Genomic DNA, 20,188 nt, shown 5'->3' with positions numbered 1-20,188 from the left:
CCGAGGAAATCAAACCCATCTGTCGCGGCGGTAACTTTGGTTTTCTTTTGGCTTACATTCATTCCGCGTTTGCGGAGGAACTCGCTGATTCTTTCAAGTATCTCTGTTGCATCATCTTCGGGTCGGAGTATGATAACCATGTCATCCGCGTATCGGATTGATGGCTCGACAATTTTTTCTGTCGATGTTTTAGGTGTAATCCTTTTACCCTCACAATATTGGGAGTGGTATCTGTGGATACTCTCAATTCCGTTGAGTGCAATATTTGCTAGTAATGGGCTAACCACTCCCCCTTGTGGGGTTCCTTGTTCGGGAAATTCTGGGTTTACCCCTGCCTTGAGGCATCGGAAGATACCGAGTTTTAAGCCTTTGGGGGCGATGAGTTCGTCCATTATTGCTGAGTGGTTGATCCTGTCGAAGCATTTTTCGATGTCGAGTTCGATTACTCGTTTTTCTATTCCACTAACATTGGAGCTTAGGTTGTTGAAAATGTACTTTTGTGCATCGTGGGCGGAGCGCCCAGTTCTAAACCCGTAGCTCCTAGCGTGGAAGGTGGCTTCGTGTGCTGGTTCGAGTGCGTATTTTGCAAGGCATTGCCAAGCTCTATCCGAGATGGTTGGTATCTTAAGCATTCTGGTAGTCCCGTCCTTTTTAGGGATGGGGATTTCCCGTAGTCCTTGATGTTTCCAATTTCCACTATTCATTTTAAGTAGTTCTTCGAGGTTGAAGCGTTCTTCAAATGAGAGGGATTTCTTACCATCAATACCCGCCGTCTTTTTACCAGCGTTTAGCTGAGATATTTGTCTTATTGCAAGAAATCGAGCCGAGGTGGATTTTAAAATAAGCTTTTGGAGAAACCTAGCTTTCCGTTTGTCTCCAACTTGAACAGCTTTGAATACGCGCTTTTGAAGGCGGAAAAGGTTTCGGCGGAATTTCTTCCACGGTAATGCTTTCCAAGATTCACTAGTTTTGTAACTGTGTCTAATCATTTTCTCTTCTCTAGTTTGTATTTTCTGAACACCTCGAACCAATTACGGTTCGTCCTACCCGACTTGTGAGGGTTCCGCTTCTCGTCTAGCCTACCTGGGGTTCGACTTCCCCAAGACTCACAGATCGTTTTTATTCGTTCCCTCGGAGAGATTGATTGTTCCGTTAGATGTAGCCAATTCGACCATTGGATTCCCTAGACTCTTGCCGTTTTAGGATATAGTTCGGCGGGAGTTATCTCCAATGCGGTCAAGGTTATTTTGTGTTGCGCCCTGCCTAGCAGTAGGTCGCTTTTCAAGGCTCTGTTTCATCATAGGAACTCCCTTTTAGCGCCAGTGTCAACCCGCAACGGTCGTCTGATTACGCCCTGTTCCCAGCTTCACTCTACAAGAACCGAGCTTGTTCGGTGTGGGCAGATAAGGAGTCAATTCTGAGTCTGAATGACAGGACTTGCACCTGCATCTGACCGAGAGTTCAGCCTTTAGTGACAGTAATCTGCTGTCGGGCTGGATTAGTTATTTACGGATTGATTACCGTTATTCGCTAATCAACGAATCGCACACATCCTCAGCATTAGCCCCCCAACCATGCAAAGTGACAATTAAGCCTGCGGGGGATTGATAAGTTTCAGGGGGAACGGTAATAAATTGTAAAGACAGAGGTTTACTCCTAAAATTTTATTTTTCTAAATAGATCCTATCTCTTCAAGCAGACTTATTATTATCCAGCAATGGTTTCAGAAATTCCGTGTGTTTGTCCTGCCCCAAGTTTTCTTAATTGGTAAGCTTCAGTATCAAAAGAGAAAGGAGCCGATAGAACCGCTATTTATTCCCTTGGAATCTTGGGAACATCAGTATTTGTAGCTTGGAAGAATTCCTTTTTTTGAAATCCAAAAATATTAGTTACAAGCGAGTTGGGAAAACTGTAAATTTTTTGGTTATGAGCTTGCACCGCTTGGTTGTAACGCATTCGCTCTACAGCTAGGCGATTTTCAGTACCCGCTAGCTCATACTGAAGATTGATAAACATTTGACTAGATTGCAATTGGGGATTAGCGGCTGCATAATTGCGGAAGCCGTTGATTGCTTGATTGATTTGTACCGTAGCAGCAGCTTTTTCATTGGGAGTAACCGCTTGCAAATAAGCTTCACGCGATCGCACCAATAAAGAGACTAACTCTTTTTCTTGTTTGGCATAAGCTTGTGTCACATTCACAAGGTTGGGGATTAAATCGGCACGTCGCTGGAGTTGATTTTCTACTTGCGCCCAAGCTGCTTCAGTTCTGATGCTACTACTTTGTATAGAGTTATAAGTCCAGCTAGTCCAGATAGCCAATGCAGTTACTATACCTGCGCCAAAAAACAGTAATCTTTGGCGCAGATGCTTTAAGTGGTTTTGTTCCTCAAGTTGTTGCTTATGCCTTACCTGTACATCTCGGATGGCTTGCTGAATAAACTCAGCCGGAATATCAACTTCCTCTGCTGCTGCCACCAACTCAGAAGCCGAGTAACTTTGGGTGTGATTGGCATAGTAGCGCGATGCTAACTCTAGCACCTCTGGGGCAATCTCTTCTGGAATTCTCTTTTCTTGATTATTCATAGTATTCATAAGTTACAAATTGCAGCCAAGCAAAGCTGAAAAACTAGATAGGATAAGGCTCTCCCCTTCTACCCTCTGTCTTTTGCTTACCAGCTACCGCCAGCACCACCACCACCGCTACTGCCACCGCCAAAGTCACCACCGCTACCACCACCACCGCTACTGCCACCCCACGAACTACTGGGAGGAGGAGGCGGGGGAGGCGGTGGCAAACGAGGAATTATTTCTTCAATCTCGTGGTGATAAGAACAACTGTGACACTCATCAATAATTAGTCGTCTACCCAATCTGTATTCAGTAGCTGATTGGACAGTCTTCTCAGTATGAATGACAGTCAATTCTTGACAGTGAGGGCATTCTCGAAATTTAGATTCATGGGACTGTTGAGCGACAATGTGGAAACCACTACCAGTTGGCTTCTGGCTGCAATTGGCACATCTCCAGCCTTCAAATTTAACACTACCTATATTTTGTGCTGTTTTTTGCGATTTGTTCAGACATGAATCAACTGTGGCTTCGTCTACTTTTTCCATCGGCTGTTGGCAATCAGCACACAAAAAAAGGTAATTGCCCTGACTTCGGCGGGTATACCCTTCCGGTTCAATGAAAATTTTCCGAGGGCGTGCCAGATAAACACCGCCTCCCACCACCACTGCCAATATTCCACCCGCAGTTACAAAGCCCCATAATGTAGCATTATCTTTCTTTGTTGTTTCTACATTCGGGGAAGCTAACTGGTTTGGAGTTGTTATCGGCTTTGCAGACGAAATGCCATCAGACTCTAAGACAAATATTACTGCTTTGGTTCCCGCCAGTGTACCACCTTCAAAGTCTCCTTTTTTAAATCGCGGGATGATTTCGGTATCAATAATGTTGCCCACTTTGGCATCGGGCAAAATCGCTTCCACACGATAACCAGTCTCAATTTCTACGCGGCGATCGCCTACCGAAATCAAAAACAATATGCCATTATCTTTTCCTTTCTTGCCAATTCCCCAATAATTAAACAGTTCCGTTGCAAATTTTTTGACAGAAGCAGCAGGGGCAGTTGCTGGAACTGTTACTACCGCTATTTCCGTGCCATTTTTCCCCTCTAACTGAGAAATTTTTTGATTGATTTGAGTTTCTGTTTCTTCGCTGAGGATACCTGCCATATCAGTTACCCATCCACCATATTCCTTTCGGGGGTTAGGAACTTCTTGGATAGTCAAAGCTAGGACAGAACCTGGAAAAAGAAATATAGTAGAGGAAAATAAACTCACCCAAAAAATGCTTTTTGGTTTACTGAAACTTAATTTCATAATGTTTTGTTTTTTATAATTTCCTGTTTGACGAAGGAGGGTGAAAGCGATCGTCAAAATCCCATGCATCACCACCCAACAATTCACCCTAAGCTGCCCTACAAGTCAGACATAAGGCAATTTATTGTTTTAGCTAAAATCTGAAAGTTGTTCGCACAACTTCTACCCAAAGGGAGTTATTACTATTATCGTGTTCTAAATTTAAAATGACCAGTAAACCAGGAGTAAGCGTTTTAAGGGACTTCCAAATAAAAAAATATCCTATCCCTGCGGGACGCTACGCATAACAAGATCCCCAAAGGGGTACGCTTTAAGGGCAAGGGAGAGGGTTTCCATCTTTTATTGACAAGCAAAATGGTGCAACTTGTAGGCTCGACAGCTTAATAGCCAAAAAGAAATGTGGCTTGACAGTGGCAATAGCAGTTTATGATGTTATTGAAATATTTAATCAATAAAATTATTGAGATTCCGATTAATAGTTTTATTTCTGGTGGATGAAAATTATGAAGCGTCGTAAGTTTGTCTATATAGTGGGACTAGCAACTGTTAGTGGAGGATTAGCGATCGCTTGTAATGCTAATCAAACTCCCACCGATACTGCTCAATCGCCATCAGGGCAGGCTACACCAACTACAGCTGCTAGCGGTACATTAGAAAAAGAGCTAGTAGTCTACTCAGGACGTAACGAAAAGCTCATTGGTGAGCTGATCAAACAATTTGAGCAACAAAATAATAGTAAAGTACAAGTCCGTTACGGCGATACTGCTGAGTTAGCATCAGCAATTTTGGAAGAAGGGACAAACAGCCCCGCAGATGTCTTCTTTGCTCAAGATGCCAGCGCCCTCGGAGCTATGCAAAAAGCAAATCGAGCAGTACAGTTACCAACATCTCTTCTCAATCAGGTAGATAGTACCTATCGTTCGCCAGAGGGAAAATGGGTAGGTATTTCGGGAAGAGTGCGTACAGTAGATTACAGCACTAAATTAGTAAAATCTGGGGAATTACCATCGTCAATTTTTGGCTTTACTGAACCGAAGTGGAAAGGTAAAATTGGCTGGGCACCTACAAATGGTTCGTTTCAATCTTTTGTCACCGCCTTGCGGGTTGCAGAAGGAGAAGACAAAGCTAGGCAATGGTTAGAAGGTATTAAAGCTAACAATGCTAAAGTTTATCCTAATAATAGTGCGATCGTGGAAGCCTTATCTCGCGGCGAAATTGCTGTCGGATTTGTCAATCATTATTATCTAGAACGAGTCAAACAAGATAATCCTCAAGTTCCAGTGGAGCATCATTTTACCGATGATGTGGGTTCCTTAGTAAATGTTGCAGGCGTAGCAATTCTTAACAGCGCCAAGCATCCCAATATTGCTCAAAAGTTTGTCGAATTCATGCTGAACGAAAATGCCCAAAACTACTTCGCTAATCAAACCTATGAATATCCTCTAACTTCGGCTGTAGCGCCCAAAGGGAAACTAAAATCTCTCCAAGAAATTAAAAAAGAAACTCAAAAAATCGACTTGAGTAATCTTAGCGATTTAGAGTCAACACTCAAACTCATGCAGCAAGTACAAGTCATATAGTCTACAAAGGTTTAGAATGCATCTAGCAATAGTAGGAAAAATCTAAATTTTCGATAAACTTTCTTGCTTATCAGTATAGGTTAATGGTAAAGGTTGAGAATACCAAAATTATTGCAAAAACTTCCTGGTAAGTACCAGGGTGGAGGATTGGAGATTGAAAAGTTTAACATTATTGAAAGTTTCAGGATTAGCTCTAGCTGTAACGCTCGGTTGGGGTATCGGGGTAGCTGTAGATGCTCAAACGAAAACCCTCGTAATTTACTCAGGCAGAGATGAGAAACTAATTGGCCCCTTAATTGAGAAAGCAAAAAAAGATTTAAATAAGGATATTCAAGTGCGTTATGGCGATACTGCTGAGTTAGCGATCGCACTTTTGGAAGAAGGCAAAAATAGCCGTGCAGACTTGTTTTTTGCTCAAGATGCTGGTGCTTTAGGCACTTTGGAGAAAAAACAGGTAACACAGCCGATTGCCTCGAAATTGCTAAACAAGGTTGATTCTCGCTTTCGTTCTGCTAAAGGGCATTGGCTAGGAATCTCTGGACGCGCTCGTGTAATTGACTACAACACCAAGTTAGTTAAGCAAGGGGAACTACCGAAATCAATTTCGCAATTAACAGATCCGAAATGGCGCGGTAAAGTAGGCTGGGCACCAACTAACGGCTCATTTCAGTCATTTATCACCGCAATGCGAGTATTAAATGGAGATGAAAAAACTCTCCAATGGCTCAAAGCAATGAAAGCTAATGGTGTCAAAGATTACGGTAAAAATGCTGCGATCGTTGAAGCTGTGGGACGCGGAGAAGTTCATCTTGGTTTAGTGAATAATTACTACTTATATCGCTTCAAAAAAGATGATCCTAACTTTCCTGTTGCCCACCATTACACAAACAAAGACGCAGGATCAATGATTAACGTGGCAGGAGTAGCAATTACTAATACCACAGATCAAAAAGCTGATGTGGAGGCTTTAATTGATTATCTGCTCAACCAGAGTTCACAAAATTACTTTGCCAAAGAAACTAATGAGTATCCTTTAGTAAAAGGAATTCCAGCGCCATCAAAACAAATACCAATCAGTAAGCTGAATCCACCCAATGTTAACTTGACAGATTTAGACGATTTGCCAGCAACTTTGAATTTACTACAGCAGGCAGGAGTTTTGTAACAGTTGAAAGCGGTTCGCCCTCCATTATTTCTCACATTAGCGGCAGGGGTAGTGGCAGTTGCCATTGCCCTGCCATTACTATATTTAGTGATTCGCACTGCAGATATTGGCGGGGAAGAGTTACGAGAATTGATTTCTCGTCCCCGCAATATCATGGTTTTTTTCAATAGTGCGGCGATGGCGGCAACGGTGACGTTATTTTCCACATTAATTGCCGTACCATTGGCATTTTTAACTGTACGGACAGACTTACCAGGTAGACGTTTTTGGTTAGTGACGACAACATTACCCTTAGCGGTTCCTAGCTACGTAGGCAGTTTTGCGCTGATTGCAACTTTGGCACCACGAGGTAGTTTTTTGCAATTGTTGCTTCAACCATTAGGAGTAGAAGAATTACCTTCCATTTATGGTTTTCCTGGGACAGTTTTGGCAATTACTTTGTTTACCTATCCTTATATGCTGCTGAGTGTGCGTTCTGGATTACAAGGTATTGATCCATCATTGGAAGAAGCATCTCGCAGTTTGGGTTATAGCGGTAGAGAAACCTTTTTTAAAGTAGTTTTGCCACAGTTGAAACCATCATTAATTGCTGGGGGATTATTAGTAGCTTTGTATGCTTTGCGGGACTTTGGTACACCTTCGCTGATGCAATTTGATGCCTTTACACGGGCAATTTTTTTACAATATAAAACTAGCTTTAATCGGAATTCAGCCGCAGCTTTATCTTTGATGTTGGTGATATTGGTGCTGCTGATTTTGTGGTTGGAATATCGAATGCGATCGCGTGCAGCTTATTATAGTCGTGGTTCCGCTTCTCTACGTCCACCGAAAATTGTCAAGTTGGGTATTTGGAAATGGCCCGCTTTCGGCTTTTGTCTGCTAATTAGTAGCTTCGGTGTAGTTTTGCCAGTAGGTATTACCCTATTTTGGCTAATTCGTGGACTTAACACTGGTTACACTTTCCCCAACTTATTCCCCACTATTATCAACTCCATTAGCGCGGCTGGACTGGCAGCTTTAGCTACCACCATCTTTGCCCTGCCAGTAGCAATTTTAGCAGTGAGGTTTCCGAGCAAAATCACTGCCATAATTGAACGCTGTTCTTACATCGGTTTTGGAGTTCCCGGAATTGTAGTTGCTTTATCTTTAGTATTTTTTGGTGCCAACTATTTGCCAGCACTGTACCAAACTCTGCCGATGCTGATATTTGCTTACTTAGTTTTATTTTTACCGCAATCAGTGGGAACAGTCCGCAGTTCGCTTTTACAAGTCAATCCCCAGCTAGAAGAATCAGCCCGTAGCTTAGGTAGGAATGCTTGGCAAACTTTAAGAGAAGTTACCCTACCTTTAGTACAATCAGGTGTGTTGAGTGGTGCAGTGCTAGTATTTCTGACAGCGATTAAAGAACTACCCGCCACCATGCTGTTAGCGCCTATTGGCTTTGGTACATTAGCAACGCAAATTTGGCAAGCTACAGAAAATGTAGATTTTGCCGATGCGGCGGCGGCTTCATTAGCTATGCTACTAGTTTCTATGGGTTCAACTTTATTGGTGCTATCTCAAGAGAACGTCAAAAAAGATAAAGTCATAAGTAACGCGCCAGTGCAAACAAAGTTCTAACCAGTCTTGTGTTATCTACCTTATGCAACAAGTAATTCTCCACTTACAGAATGTCACCAAGCAGTTTGCAGAAACTACCTTTCCTGCTGTAGATAATGTATCTTTGACGTTGCAACAAGGAGATATCTTAGGATTGCTCGGCCCATCTGGTTGTGGTAAAACTACGCTGTTGCGAATGATTGCTGGTTTTGAGCGATCGCAAGCAGGAGAAATTAAAATTGGTGGACAGGTAGTTTGTAATAATTCTACTTGCATCCCAGCCGAACAGCGCGACATCGGTGTTGTTTTTCAAGATTATGCACTGTTTCCCCATCTAAATGTGGCAGAAAATGTGGCCTTTGGGTTGAAAAATTTCAGTAAACAGCAAATACAAAAACGGATAGCCGAAGTCATTACTTTGGTGAGACTTGAAGGCTTAGAAAAACGTTACCCTTACGAACTTTCAGGTGGACAGCAGCAACGGGTTGCACTCGCCCGCGCTTTAGCACCCCAACCCCAACTCATGCTTTTAGATGAACCCTTAAGCAATCTTGATATTCAAGTTAGGTTACGGTTGCGAGAAGAAATACGAGACATTCTCAAAGCGGCGGGAACTTCAGCAATTTTTGTTACCCACGATCAAGAAGAAGCATTGGCTATTTCAGATATAGTGGGTGTCATGCGCCAAGGATATTTAGAACAAATAGGCACACCAGAAGAAATTTATACTTATCCAGCATCAAGATTCGTCGCCGAATTTGTTACTCAGGCTAATTTCCTTCCTGCGCGTCGTCAAGGTAATTTGTGGGAGACAGAAATCGGTAGTTTTGAGTTAACAGTCAATCACACCGAAAATACTGGCGAAATCATGATCCGCCAAGAAGATTTTATCTTAAAGCCTAGTACTGATGCGCCTGTAGTTGTTCGCACCCGACGGTTTTTAGGACGTGAGTACCAATATTGTTTACAAACTCCCTCTGGTAAAGAAATTCATGCGCGGACGATGACAGATATGGCGTTACCTGTAGGTACAAAAGTGGAGTTATCCATAGCCAGTGATACTGTAAAGGTTTTTCCCCAATAAATTTTTTGGCGTTGCTAAAATCAAAATATGAATTATGCGTAGGCGTAGACATCGCTATGTAATTCCTAAGCATGGAGCAACTAGTTATCTACTTCATCTTCCAGCAGAATGGTATTCAGAAGATTCAATTCACTCGATGCCATAAAATAGCGATCGCTTCCACAATCCGAAAGCTAATTGTTAATCGGACTTGTGACAACGTTTCATCATCAGGGTAATCCAGCGCGTTGAAAGATTGCGTCAGGGGTAATTTCCAATTCTGGTACCAAATCATCAGTAATTATACCATAGCGGTTCTCAATTGCACGAAATACAGACCTAACCCCCAGCCCCTTCCCTACAAGGGAAGGGGAGTAAGATTCAAAGCCTCTCCCCTTGTAGGGCAGAGGAATGGAAGTAAGGTCAAAGTGTATTGCTTCCATTCGAGAAGCGCTATATTTGATGAGATCGATAAGTAATCGGCAAATAGGCGATCGCAAATATCAGAGACTAAGCCTACTCATTGCTTATTTTCAGCATTTTCGGCAGTGCTGATGGGGGATGTAACCATATAAATTACACGAGTCAATATTATTCCTCATGGTCTTGAAGTGAACCAAGGCTTATGCAAAACTTGAGATCCTTTGCTTCACAGCCTACTTTTAAGGAATTGATCAATGGCGCGTCTAGCCCTGCTGAGTGTATCTAACAAAACTGGTTTAATTGACCTAGCCCGTAGCTTGGTTGAAGAATTCGACTTTGATTTAATCAGCAGTGGGGGAACAGCCCAAGCACTCAAAGATGCGGGACTCCCTGTTACCAAAGTTGCAGATTATACAGGTTCACCAGAAATTTTAGGTGGCCGAGTCAAAACCCTACATCCCCGAATTCATGGCGGAATTTTGGCCCGGCGAGATGTTCCCCAAGATATTACAGACTTAGAAAATAACCAAATTCGCCCGATTGATTTAGTAGTGGTGAATCTATATCCTTTCGAGGAAACGATCGCTAAACCAGGGGTAACATTAGCTGAAGCTGTTGAACAGATTGATATCGGTGGCCCTGCTATGCTACGGGCATCATCGAAAAACTTTGCCCATCTCACTGTATTATGCGATCCCGCACAGTATGACGAATATTTACAGGAATTACGGCAAAATAACGGCGTAGCATCCCTAGAGTTTCGGCAAAAGGCGGCATTAAAAGGATTTTCGCACACTGCTAGCTATGATCAAGCGATCGCATCTTACCTCGCAGAAGCACAACATTACACCCTTAGCGGTACACAATTACAATCTCTGCGTTACGGCGAAAACCCGCATCAACCCGCCACCTGGTATCAAACTGGTACTACCCCAACGGGATGGACAGCCGCGACAAAACTGCAAGGCAAAGAACTTAGTTACAATAACTTAGTCGATTTAGAAGCCGCACGCCGAATCATTGCTGAATTTGCTGATACTCCAGCCGCAACGATTATCAAACATACAAATCCCTGTGGTACGGCGTTGGGAAGCACTATTTCAGAAGCTTACCAAAAGGCTTTCAATGCTGATTCTACTTCTGCCTTTGGTGGAATTGTCGCACTCAACCGTCCGATTGATGCGGCTACAGCTAGCGAGTTAACTAAAACATTTTTAGAATGTGTAGTTGCACCAAGTTGTGAAGCCGAAGCCCAAGAAATCCTTGCCAAAAAATCTAACGTGCGGGTTTTGACTCTAGCTGATTTGAGCAGTGGCCCTAAGGATACAGTGAAAGCGATCGCAGGTGGTTTTCTTGTCCAAACTAGCGATGATATAATTGCTGATACCAGTCAATGGCAAATAGTCACCGAACGTCAACCCACCGACAGCGAATTAGCCGAATTATTATTTGCTTGGAAAGTTTGCAAACACGTTAAATCTAATGCAATTGTTGTAACTAGCGATCGCACTACACTAGGAGTAGGTGCTGGTCAAATGAACCGCGTCGGCTCAGTTAAAATTGCCCTAGAACAAGCTCAAGAAAAAGCCAAAGGTGCAATTCTCGCCAGCGATGGATTCTTCCCCTTCGATGATTCTGTGAAAACAGCCGCAGCAGCAGGAATTACAGCCATCGTCCAACCAGGGGGAAGTGTACGCGATAAAGATTCTATCATTGCTGCTAACGAACTGGGTTTGGTGATGGTATTAACTGGTATACGTCACTTTTTACACTAAATCACTCTCCGCAAGATGTACACTTTATAAAGTGTCACATAATCTGCTTGCTTTTGATTGAATTAATGATATGTTTTAGTCGTGTGTGAGGAGCAAGTTAAAAGTAAAAAGCGCCTGGGGTGGAAACACGGCAACACTCCCAAGCGCTTTTTAATTTGTCAAAAATTTCACTCAATATACTTGCCATTTGATAGAAGTAGTGATAATGTTTATTTGTGTGTGAGGAGCAAGTTGAGAATAAAAAATGCCTGGGGTGGAAACACGGCAACACTCCCAGGCATTTTTTAATTTATATATAGAAATTGGATTTTAGGTGCAGTTTTGAAAGTGTCACTCAATATACTCGCCTTTTGATAGAAGCAGTGATACTATCTAATTGTGTGAGGAGCAAGTTAAAAATAAAAAGCGTTTGGGGTGGAAACACGGCAACACTCCCAGGCGCTTTTTAATTGGTATGCAGAAAAAAGCTCTTGCAGATTCGCCAGAATTATTGAGATAATCACCTAAAGTTCAAAATCCAGTCAACCTCACCCGCAATCATAAATCTAGGTGCAAGTTAATCGGCTGACTCAACAAATTCAATTCATTATCGAAATTGATCGATTGAAACAGGTGATGCGCCAAACCCTACTCACTGATGGGTCACGCCGAGAAAATAGTGCTGAACACTCTTGGCATTTAGCGGTGATGGCAAGTGTATTAGCAGAATATGCCCCAGAGGGTGTTGATATATTTCATGCCATCAAAATGCTGCTAATTCACGATTTAGTAGAAATTGATGCAGGTGACACCTTCTGCTACGATGTACAGGGTAATGACAGCAAAGCAGAACGAGAAGCACAAGCAGCATTGCGCTTATTCGGACTTTTACCAGCAGATCAAGGTAGCGAATTGCGTTTACTTTGGGATGAGTTTGAAGCAGGGGAAACACCCACCGCCAAATTTGCCGCAGCCCTAGACCGTATGCAGCCATTGTTGCATAATCAGCAAACTCAGGGCGGGACTTGGCGCATTCATGGCATTAGGCGCGACCAGGTGATGAAACGGGTAGCGCCAGTAGAAACAGGTGCGCCGGAACTGTGGCCGTTTGTCCTGCAATTGATTGATGATTGTGTGACAGCAGGGTATCTAAAAGAGACTCTTGCACTCAACATTCAGGGCTGATGCGCCAAAATTGCTTCCCATTCAGACAGGGAGAGGGGTTTTACCTCTATTTGCATATCAAAACAATCGCTAGCTGCGGCAACTAAAGCTGCAATAATATTTTCTACACTAAGATTTTGAGGCAGTTGTACAGTCGTAAAAGATTCTGCACCAAATACTTGAGCAAACAGTTCAGCATCCGGTTGCAAACGGATGGAACCATGTTGCAAAATTGCCCCATTACGTCGCAATTGAGCGCTACCAATGAGTTTGCTGGCATCTGGCAAAACTAAATCTGCACTAGTTGCTGTGCCAAAACAGTTAGGGTTGTGGATGTAACCTCGCCCAGCCGTACCATAATGTAATTCTACGCCGAGCGATCGCCACCCTTGAATCAAAAACTCGCAAATTTTTTCGTACACCTGGAGGCGATTACCCGTAAGTCCAGATGTTATTACAGCGTAAGTTAAATCACCTTGGTGTAACACCGCCCGTCCACCAGTAGGACGGCGCACTAAATCCAGTTTTTGCCCTTGCCAAGTTAAATGTTGCCAATGCTCAGGGTATTGGTGTTGATGATAGCCGAGAGAAATGGCAGGTGGCGACCAAGTATAAAAGCGCAGAGTTGACGGATGTCCAGACTGGTGTTGTTCTAGTAACCATCGGTCAATCGCCATCTGCACATTGCCAGCCGCCTCTAGCAAAGGAATTAGTCGCCACACTTTAGAATTCAAGAGTTAAGAAACGCGATTAATCGCGTCTGTACATGAGTTAGGAGTAGAGGTGCGATTAATCGCGTCTGTTAAAAAGTTTATCAACTTACAACTCAACACTTATAACTCCTAACTAAAGCAAAGCGATTAGTCAAGTCGCACCAAATTCAGTTTGTAAAGCTTCATCATTATTATCTGCGATCGTTGCCACAATGGTGATGATCCGAGACACTTCGCCAGGAGATAACTCAGCTAAGGTGCGTGTTGATATCACAACCACTCGGTTTTCAATAATACCAAAACGCGCTTCAAAAGTACTTGAGCAGTTTAACTCCAAAAGATACCGCATCAACTTAGGTTCATCTTTGGCAGGTAAATTTAGCACCGCTGACCAAACCGTTATGGTGTCTTCATCGCTTGTCCCGTTGAGTTGGACAAATACTTGCACACTTCCATACTTAAACTTCCAGAGATAGCCACCCTCTGGAGTGTGGCTAACCATCGCACTGTCATCTTGTTCCAAGGAATCGATGACATTCTCAATTACCTCCACATGGTTAATGCTTGCCGTCTCGGCGATTAGCTCATTAATGGATTCGTTACTAGTTATGCTTTCTTGGTAGGTTGTCATACAGATTTTTTCCTCAACATATTTGCTGTCTTATCTACACATACTTTATAACTTGTGGACGCAGTTGGTTTGAGCTTGCTTTTACGTCTACTTTCCAAATGCTCAAAGTGTGGGGCTGCGATCGCATCTGGAGAGATTGCCTGCACTTGACCATTGAGAGTATCATAATCCGGATAGGGGCAAGCGCTCACCCGCATTTGGACTTTTTGACCAATTTCTAAGCCTCTTTTGCCAGTCTCGCAGGAGTATAATTAAGGGCGATGTCTACGAGGAGCTACGCCTACGTGAAAACATCCTCTTAGTATGGTTAAGCCGCGCCCTCCTGCGCCCACAGTGAAATTTGTGGATGAATACTATCAGTTGTATCAAAACCTATTTCCAGAAGTTAGAAGCGTTGAAATTATATTTTAAACCTTAAACTTATATACGTGTTTCATGCCTAGAACCACCTCATCTCCATCCCACTCTCCTCTTGAAACTCCACTCGCTCTCTCCGAATTACATATCCGCTTAGAATTTTTAGAAAAAGAACACAAATCGCTACTTAAACAAATTAAGAGAAAGCGAACGGAATTAAATAATTTTGTTGAACAGATGCGAACTTTGGCCACAGAAATATTTCATCAAGCCAATCCCCACTTCCAAAAAATGGCTGAGTTAGACCGGGATATTCATGCTTTATTTGATGAAATCTTTACTACCAGAAAGTTTGGTAAACAAACCATCAAAAATATAGAAGCAGTTTACCTTAACCTCCAGTTGACAGGTGTCATTAGTCGGAAGCAATTTAATCTAGAGCTAGACGAAGTATTTAATAATTCCGAACCCGAATCAGATTTTTCAGAGGAAACTGCTGAAGATCGGCATCAACATTGGCAAGCACAACAGTCTCTAGAATCTCCGCCTGTAGTTAAAACAGAGGATAAGAGAAAAATTCGGGAAACCTTTCTCAGATTAGCTGAAATCTTTCACCCTGATAAGGTAAAAGACAGCGAAACACAGAGATATCATACAGAAGTTATGAAATCAATCAATAAAGCCTACCAAGAAGGAGATTTGGCAAGACTTTTAGAAATCGAGCGAGTTCAGCAAGTAGGAGAAGTTATTGATTATAATAGCGAGGATGATTTAACTCGAAAATGTCGCACTATAGAACAGCAGAATCAAATTCTCCTCGCTCAATATGAAAATTTGAAACAGGAACTGCGTTTAGTAAAAAATACTCCAGAAGGAACTATGGTTTCTGATTCTCGCAAAGCTGCTAAAAAAGGCATTGACTCTATGGCTTTGATGGTAGAAACGATAGAATCTCAAATTAAGGTTATTGTTCAGATTCGGGATTTTGTCAAAGACTTTAGAGAGCAGAAAATCACTATCAAAGATTTCCTCGGTGGCCCACCAACTCTGCACTCTTTAGATGAGGAAATCATGGAAGATTTGCTTGAGCAAATGTTGTCAGAATTAATGAGATATTAATTGATTATTAAAAATTAGGTTATTTCGGAAATAGCTAAGAGGATGTTTGAAAAGTCCTGTTGTTGGTAGCAAAAATTTTAGATCCCCCTAAATCCCCCTTTTTAAGGGAGACTTTGATTCCGGTTCCCCCTTTTTAAGGACTACGGTGTACACATAAGTCTAGAAATTGTACCTGAGAGCGGGTTTCATTGCCCTAAGCTTTAAATTTTGGGGATAAACTCAGTTTCAAGCCCACCTAAATTTGGGTATTTATGGGGGCTAGAAGCGATGAAACCTATATGGGCAATTACTTGTGTGTACACTGTAGCTTTTTAAGGGGGGTTAGGGGGATCAAATGCCTAAAGTCACAGCGAAACACTTCTCAAACAACCTCTAAGGAGAGAGGTTTGGAATCTTACTCCCATTCCCTCTCTTCTAGACGCTACGCAAATGCAGGGAAGGTGTTGGGGGTTAGGTCTGTGTTGGACTCAACTGCAAACCGCTATAGTAGGTGAGAGCGATGTCTACGACGGGCTACGCCTACACTAAACCATAACGCAAACCGGAAATCACAAAATCTGATCGATTCGGTCTTAGTACAGCTCGTATTTCATTAACTGACAGGGCAACGTTCCGTTGTACACTGCAATTCGCTTAGATGATTTCAGTCCAATCGATTGAGACAGTTCCTTGTTGCCACTCAGCACAAACGCAGTCCAGCCTTTAAAGCGTTGTTTCAACACATCGCCCAAAAGTTTGTAAAATGCCCCCAAGTCACTATCTCGCCCCAGCCGTTCGCCATAGGGCGGATTGCACAATAAAACTCCACTATCTGCGGGGGCGACAACATCAGCAAGCTCCATTTGAGAAAACCATACATGGTTATCAACGCCGCAGTTTTGAGCATTGTTAATCGCCTGCTCAATCACATTTTCATCGCGATCGCTTCCCCAAATAGGTGCGGGAAGGGCGTCTAGTTGGCTATCCTTAGCTTCTTGGAGCAACTTTTCTAAAAGGGACAAATCAAAATCGAGCCAACTTTCAAATCCAAAGCGTTCGCGAAACAGCCCTGGTGCTATATTAAGTGCTTTTAAGCTAGCTTCTAGGGGTAAAGTGCCAGACCCGCAGAGAGGGTCGTAGAACATCTGGTCTGGCTGCCAGCCCGAAAGTTGAATGAGGGCAGCAGCTAGAGATTCCTTTAGTGGGGCTGCTCCAACCGCAGGGCGGTAGCCTCGACGATGTAGACTATTTCCAGAACTGTCGAGCTTAACGGTACAAAAGTCGCGCTCAATATGAACATTGATCCGCACATCTGGTTCATAAAGCTCTACATTTGAACGCTCACCCAGATTTTCTTGCTGTTGGTCAACAATCGCATTTTTGATTTGGAGAGATGTGAAGTGGCTGTGGTTGAGGTGAGCGTTTTTGCCTGTGGTATTCACCGCCAGCGTCATGTCTGGCGTGAGATAGTTTACCCAATCGATAGTCTGAATACCGCGATAGAGATCCTTTGCATCTTGACAAGGAAACTCATGGATGTTCATCAAAATTCGGAACGGCAGCCTAGCCCAGAGGTTGACGCGATAAAGCAGAGTGCGATCGCCCTCAAAGGCTACACCGCAAAAACCTGGCTCCACGGAATGGGCACCCAGCTGCTCTAACTCTTGAGCCGCGAGGGTTTCTAATCCGCGAGCAACCGTTGCAAAATACTGATTCATTCTCTAATCCAAAGCATTGTCTTCACTGCTGACCCATTGACATTCTCTCTCGTTATGCCAATTCACAAAACCCTGATATATAAAGATTTATCGCAGGGGCATGGCAAGGTCAAAACCTCTTTGGATTAGTCAAAACAAGGCGTAAGCGCCATCGACTGATTGACGCTTACACCTAACAAATTTGGGCTTTATCTTCTTAAGTTGACACCTATAAGCAATGCTGTGCCCTTACTAAAGATATGGATTTTAACACTTTACCATATTTTGTGTTTTTTGTCAAGGAGGAAGTTCTATAAATTATGCAAACAAAAGCCGAAACCTTTATTTCTACGTAGGGGCAATACCCTGCGGGAAGCCTTCGGCTACATGAATTACCCCTACTTCTATCTTCAATTAGAAGTTGTAGCCAAGTCCTAATTGTAGCCCTACATCAGTTTCGTCCATAAAAGCAGCATTGACAGCACCATTTAACGTAAATCGAGAACCGATAGGAACGTCTACACCACCAGTTAGCAGTAATCCAAAATCAGTATCGAGATTAGCTTCTATGGCTACGCCAGCACCTATATAAGGAGATATAGAAAAAGTTCGTGTACCCACCTCAGCAGCTCGACGAGGAGCAAAATCCAAAGTTAAGGGAACCATAAACAATGTATCATCCCCAAAGATCACTGATGGTCGCACTGAGATATTGCGTGTCAGACCAATTTTGCTGAACACTGAAAAGTTAGTGTCGCCCAAAGCTGTATCGTTACCGCTCAAACCAATGTTACCACCACCCCCGATATAGCTAGGGCCACCAAGAGTAGTTCTACCTGCGTTAACATTAGGCGTTGTGCCATCTGTATTTCCTGTTGGCGGCTGATTTAACTGACTGATGTTAACATCAGGCGGAACGAGGACTTGGTTAACTGCATGAATAACACCATTACTAGCTTGGACATCCGCTTGGATGACTCTGGCATTATTCACCGAGACTTGATTATTAGCGCGATCGATTTGAATATTTACAGAGCTTTCTTCATAGGTTTTCAGTTCTCCAGCTGAGAGCTGACTAGCGGTTACTGCACCAGGAACCACATGATATCTCAAAATCTTAATCAATGCTTCTCTGTTCTCTGGTTGCTGTAACTGCTGTAGGGTAGCAGCAGGCAAAGCAGCAAATGCTTGATCGGTAGGAGCAAAGACTGTATAAGGGCCAGGTTGTTGAAGAATATCTGCTAAACCAGCTGTCTTTAATAAAGAAGTCAGAGTTGTAAAAGAATTACTGGATGCAGCAAGAGAAACAATATCAGTACCAGTTTGAGTACTACCAGCAGTTCCACCAACAATATATTGAGCAGCTGGAAGATTGCTAGCAATGGGTTGCACTCTTCCCTGTCTAGCCAAAGCTTGATATAAGAGTGCCGCAGCTTCTGCACGAGACAGGGACTGTTGTGGATTGAGTTGTTTTACATCTGGATAATTAACAACAATATTAGATTGCGTTGCTATTGTCACACTATTAACAGCATACTCCGGAATAGCTGAAGCGTCGGTGTAGTAGGTGCTTAGGTCAGTACTGGTTCCAGTGCCGCTAGCAGTTAAACCCAAACCATTTGTTAAAGCAACGATCGCCTGTACCTTGGGTATTTGTTGATTTGGCGAAAACACGTTCCCAGGATAGCCTGCCACAAATCCAGTTTCGTAGGCGTACTGAATTGCAGAAGCTGCCCAATAGCCAGCAGGAACATCACGAAATCCACCTGCGCTTAATTGCCGAACTCGATTTTGGTTAGGAAAAGCTTTTTGAATTAGGGCAGCAAACTCGGCACGAGTCACAGCTTGATTCGGTCTAAAGCTGCCATCAGGAAAGCCACTAATTACGTTATTGTCAGCTAGGACTTGAATGAAGGGACGCGCCCAATAGTCTGAAGAAACATCAGACAAGTTAACTGATGAAGCAGGTGATGGTGTTGCAGGCGATGGTGTCGCAGATGGTGTTGCAGATGGTGTTGCAGGCGATGGTGTCGTAGATGGAACAGTATTTTGAGATGAAGCTGGGGTAGAAATTACGATGGGAGTTATTGTAGCAGCTGTCATTCCCAGAACTAGTAAAGCAACCCTTGTTGATGACCCACGGAAAAAACTAAACATGGAAATATCCTCTTTTCAAATTCTTGGATTGACTATTGGAAAATACTATATGCAAGGTTCGGTTAATACAAATATCAAGATGATTGCTTGGTTTGCCTCAATATGGAAACCACAAATACAACCACTAACTCTGAAAAATTAAAATGTTTAGATATTAAGAGCATCTATTCTTGACATTTCATAACAATTATTCAAATTTTCCCCACACATAGTACAAAATCCCTATTTGATTTTTAAAGAACCGCAAATAACAATAAGTAGCAATACTGTAGCATATGGTATGTTGTGACAATAAAGGTACTTAATGTAAATAGGCGATTTTATCAGTTATAAAATCGCAACCAAGCAGTAGGATAATTGGCTTTTGATAGCCATTTCTTTCTAATTACTGAAGATGGTTCATGCCGTCAAACTAAATGCATCATTATCTTGAGCAATATTTAAGAAATAGAAAGTATCTTGGCTATATCCCGTATTATTCACCTTTGGGCCAAGTTATACAACTAACTAATGGCTGGATTTCGAGATTAAACTTTCTCTCTTTAGATAGTTGTCTGTAATGGTAGATTTTCAAATACTAAGCTGAGAATTAGCGATCGCAATCAAAATTTTGGGGCATGATTGCGCCAATATTTTTTACTAGGAATTATTTTTTTTCAAAAGAGAATTTTATAAAAATGAACCACGGAGAAACTATAATTTTTGAAAGGTGTCTAATTTATAACAATCTTGCTCATAATTTTTCTGGAGGTGGGGTAATAAATCCGGTTTTACTGCACTATTGAACCCAGCGTTTTCATATAGAACCCATTTGACATCTAAGAAGGTACTGCAAGCCTCTTAATCATTAGCCTGATGAAGCAGAGATTGAGTTTGGCAGTGGCATTAACCAGGGTTCGT

Annotated in this window: 16 protein-coding genes and 1 pseudogene; 7 read left to right on the top strand and 10 right to left on the bottom strand. The window is 42.6% G+C overall.

Annotated features, from left to right (window positions below):
- From H6G26_RS30095 to H6G26_RS30085, 4 genes and pseudogenes are all read right to left on the bottom strand, one after another.
- A partial coding sequence (locus H6G26_RS30095; protein ID WP_190734062.1) for a reverse transcriptase domain-containing protein occupies positions 1 to 989 on the bottom strand: 989 nt, incomplete at its 3' end.
- A gap of 558 nt (positions 990 to 1,547) precedes the next feature.
- Positions 1,548 to 1,646: pseudogene (locus H6G26_RS43000) on the bottom strand (alpha/beta hydrolase); the annotation flags it as partial.
- Between the two features lie 166 nt (positions 1,647 to 1,812).
- Positions 1,813 to 2,595 (bottom strand): LemA family protein, encoded by a 783-nt coding sequence (locus H6G26_RS30090; RefSeq protein WP_242053963.1) that lies wholly within the window; start codon positions 2,593 to 2,595, stop codon positions 1,813 to 1,815.
- A gap of 77 nt (positions 2,596 to 2,672) precedes the next feature.
- On the bottom strand, positions 2,673 to 3,887 hold the full coding sequence (locus tag H6G26_RS30085; RefSeq protein WP_190734058.1) for a TPM domain-containing protein: 1,215 nt from the start codon (positions 3,885 to 3,887) through the stop codon (positions 2,673 to 2,675).
- Between the two features lie 503 nt (positions 3,888 to 4,390).
- On the opposite strand from H6G26_RS30085, the gene H6G26_RS30080 reads away from it, so the two are divergent.
- The 4 genes from H6G26_RS30080 (at position 4,391) to H6G26_RS30065 (ending at position 9,315) form a co-directional block, all read left to right on the top strand.
- Positions 4,391 to 5,467 (top strand): iron ABC transporter substrate-binding protein, encoded by a 1,077-nt coding sequence (locus tag H6G26_RS30080; protein WP_190734056.1) that lies wholly within the window; start codon positions 4,391 to 4,393, stop codon positions 5,465 to 5,467.
- A gap of 154 nt (positions 5,468 to 5,621) precedes the next feature.
- Positions 5,622 to 6,632, top strand: coding sequence for an iron ABC transporter substrate-binding protein (locus tag H6G26_RS30075; RefSeq protein WP_242053962.1), 1,011 nt, complete (start codon positions 5,622 to 5,624; stop codon positions 6,630 to 6,632).
- 3 nt (positions 6,633 to 6,635) lie between these two features.
- Positions 6,636 to 8,252 (top strand): iron ABC transporter permease, encoded by a 1,617-nt coding sequence (locus tag H6G26_RS30070; protein WP_190734054.1) that lies wholly within the window; start codon positions 6,636 to 6,638, stop codon positions 8,250 to 8,252.
- Between the two features lie 22 nt (positions 8,253 to 8,274).
- Positions 8,275 to 9,315, top strand: coding sequence for an ABC transporter ATP-binding protein (locus tag H6G26_RS30065; RefSeq protein WP_190734052.1), 1,041 nt, complete (start codon positions 8,275 to 8,277; stop codon positions 9,313 to 9,315).
- A gap of 124 nt (positions 9,316 to 9,439) precedes the next feature.
- Here H6G26_RS30065 and H6G26_RS30060 read toward each other — a convergent pair whose 3' ends face one another.
- Positions 9,440 to 9,589, bottom strand: coding sequence for a hypothetical protein (locus H6G26_RS30060; protein WP_190734050.1), 150 nt, complete (start codon positions 9,587 to 9,589; stop codon positions 9,440 to 9,442).
- Between the two features lie 382 nt (positions 9,590 to 9,971).
- On the opposite strand from H6G26_RS30060, the gene purH reads away from it, so the two are divergent.
- Both purH and H6G26_RS30050 read left to right on the top strand, forming a co-directional pair.
- Positions 9,972 to 11,492, top strand: a complete 1,521-nt coding sequence (gene purH / locus H6G26_RS30055; protein WP_190734048.1) for a bifunctional phosphoribosylaminoimidazolecarboxamide formyltransferase/IMP cyclohydrolase — start codon at positions 9,972 to 9,974, stop codon at positions 11,490 to 11,492.
- Between the two features lie 549 nt (positions 11,493 to 12,041).
- Entirely contained in the window at positions 12,042 to 12,656 is a 615-nt protein-coding gene (locus H6G26_RS30050; RefSeq protein ID WP_190734046.1) for an HD domain-containing protein, read from the top strand.
- On the opposite strand, the gene H6G26_RS30045 is transcribed toward H6G26_RS30050, so the two are convergent.
- The 3 genes from H6G26_RS30045 to H6G26_RS30035 form a co-directional block, all read right to left on the bottom strand.
- Positions 12,647 to 13,312, bottom strand: a complete 666-nt coding sequence (locus H6G26_RS30045) for a biotin/lipoate A/B protein ligase family protein (RefSeq protein WP_190734063.1) — start codon at positions 13,310 to 13,312, stop codon at positions 12,647 to 12,649. The genes H6G26_RS30050 and H6G26_RS30045 overlap by 10 nt on opposite strands.
- 187 nt (positions 13,313 to 13,499) lie before the next feature.
- A complete protein-coding gene (locus tag H6G26_RS30040; protein ID WP_190734044.1) occupies positions 13,500 to 13,979 on the bottom strand; it encodes a YbjN domain-containing protein in 480 nt (159 codons plus the stop codon).
- A complete protein-coding gene (locus H6G26_RS30035) occupies positions 13,976 to 14,170 on the bottom strand; it encodes a hypothetical protein (RefSeq protein WP_190734042.1) in 195 nt (64 codons plus the stop codon). The genes H6G26_RS30040 and H6G26_RS30035 overlap by 4 nt, the downstream gene beginning before the upstream one ends.
- 244 nt (positions 14,171 to 14,414) lie before the next feature.
- Between H6G26_RS30035 and H6G26_RS30030 the strand changes: the two genes are divergently transcribed.
- Entirely contained in the window at positions 14,415 to 15,455 is a 1,041-nt protein-coding gene (locus H6G26_RS30030) for a J domain-containing protein (protein WP_190734039.1), read from the top strand.
- 572 nt (positions 15,456 to 16,027) lie between these two features.
- Here H6G26_RS30030 and H6G26_RS30025 read toward each other — a convergent pair.
- Both H6G26_RS30025 and H6G26_RS30020 read right to left on the bottom strand, forming a co-directional pair.
- Positions 16,028 to 17,152 carry a THUMP domain-containing protein gene (locus H6G26_RS30025; RefSeq protein WP_190734038.1) on the bottom strand — a complete coding sequence of 375 codons (1,125 nt, stop codon included), beginning with the start codon at positions 17,150 to 17,152 and terminating at the stop codon, positions 16,028 to 16,030.
- A gap of 393 nt (positions 17,153 to 17,545) precedes the next feature.
- Entirely contained in the window at positions 17,546 to 19,288 is a 1,743-nt protein-coding gene (locus H6G26_RS30020; RefSeq protein ID WP_190734037.1) for a fasciclin domain-containing protein, read from the bottom strand.
- Positions 19,289 to 20,188: the final 900 nt, after the last annotated feature.

The sequence above is a fragment of the Nostoc sp. FACHB-888 genome, from assembly GCF_014696655.1.
In the GTDB taxonomy this organism is placed as follows: Bacteria; Cyanobacteriota; Cyanobacteriia; order Cyanobacteriales; family Nostocaceae; genus Nostoc.
The sequence above is the reverse complement of the archived record's forward strand: the minus strand, read 5'-3'. Positions and strand labels throughout refer to the sequence as shown.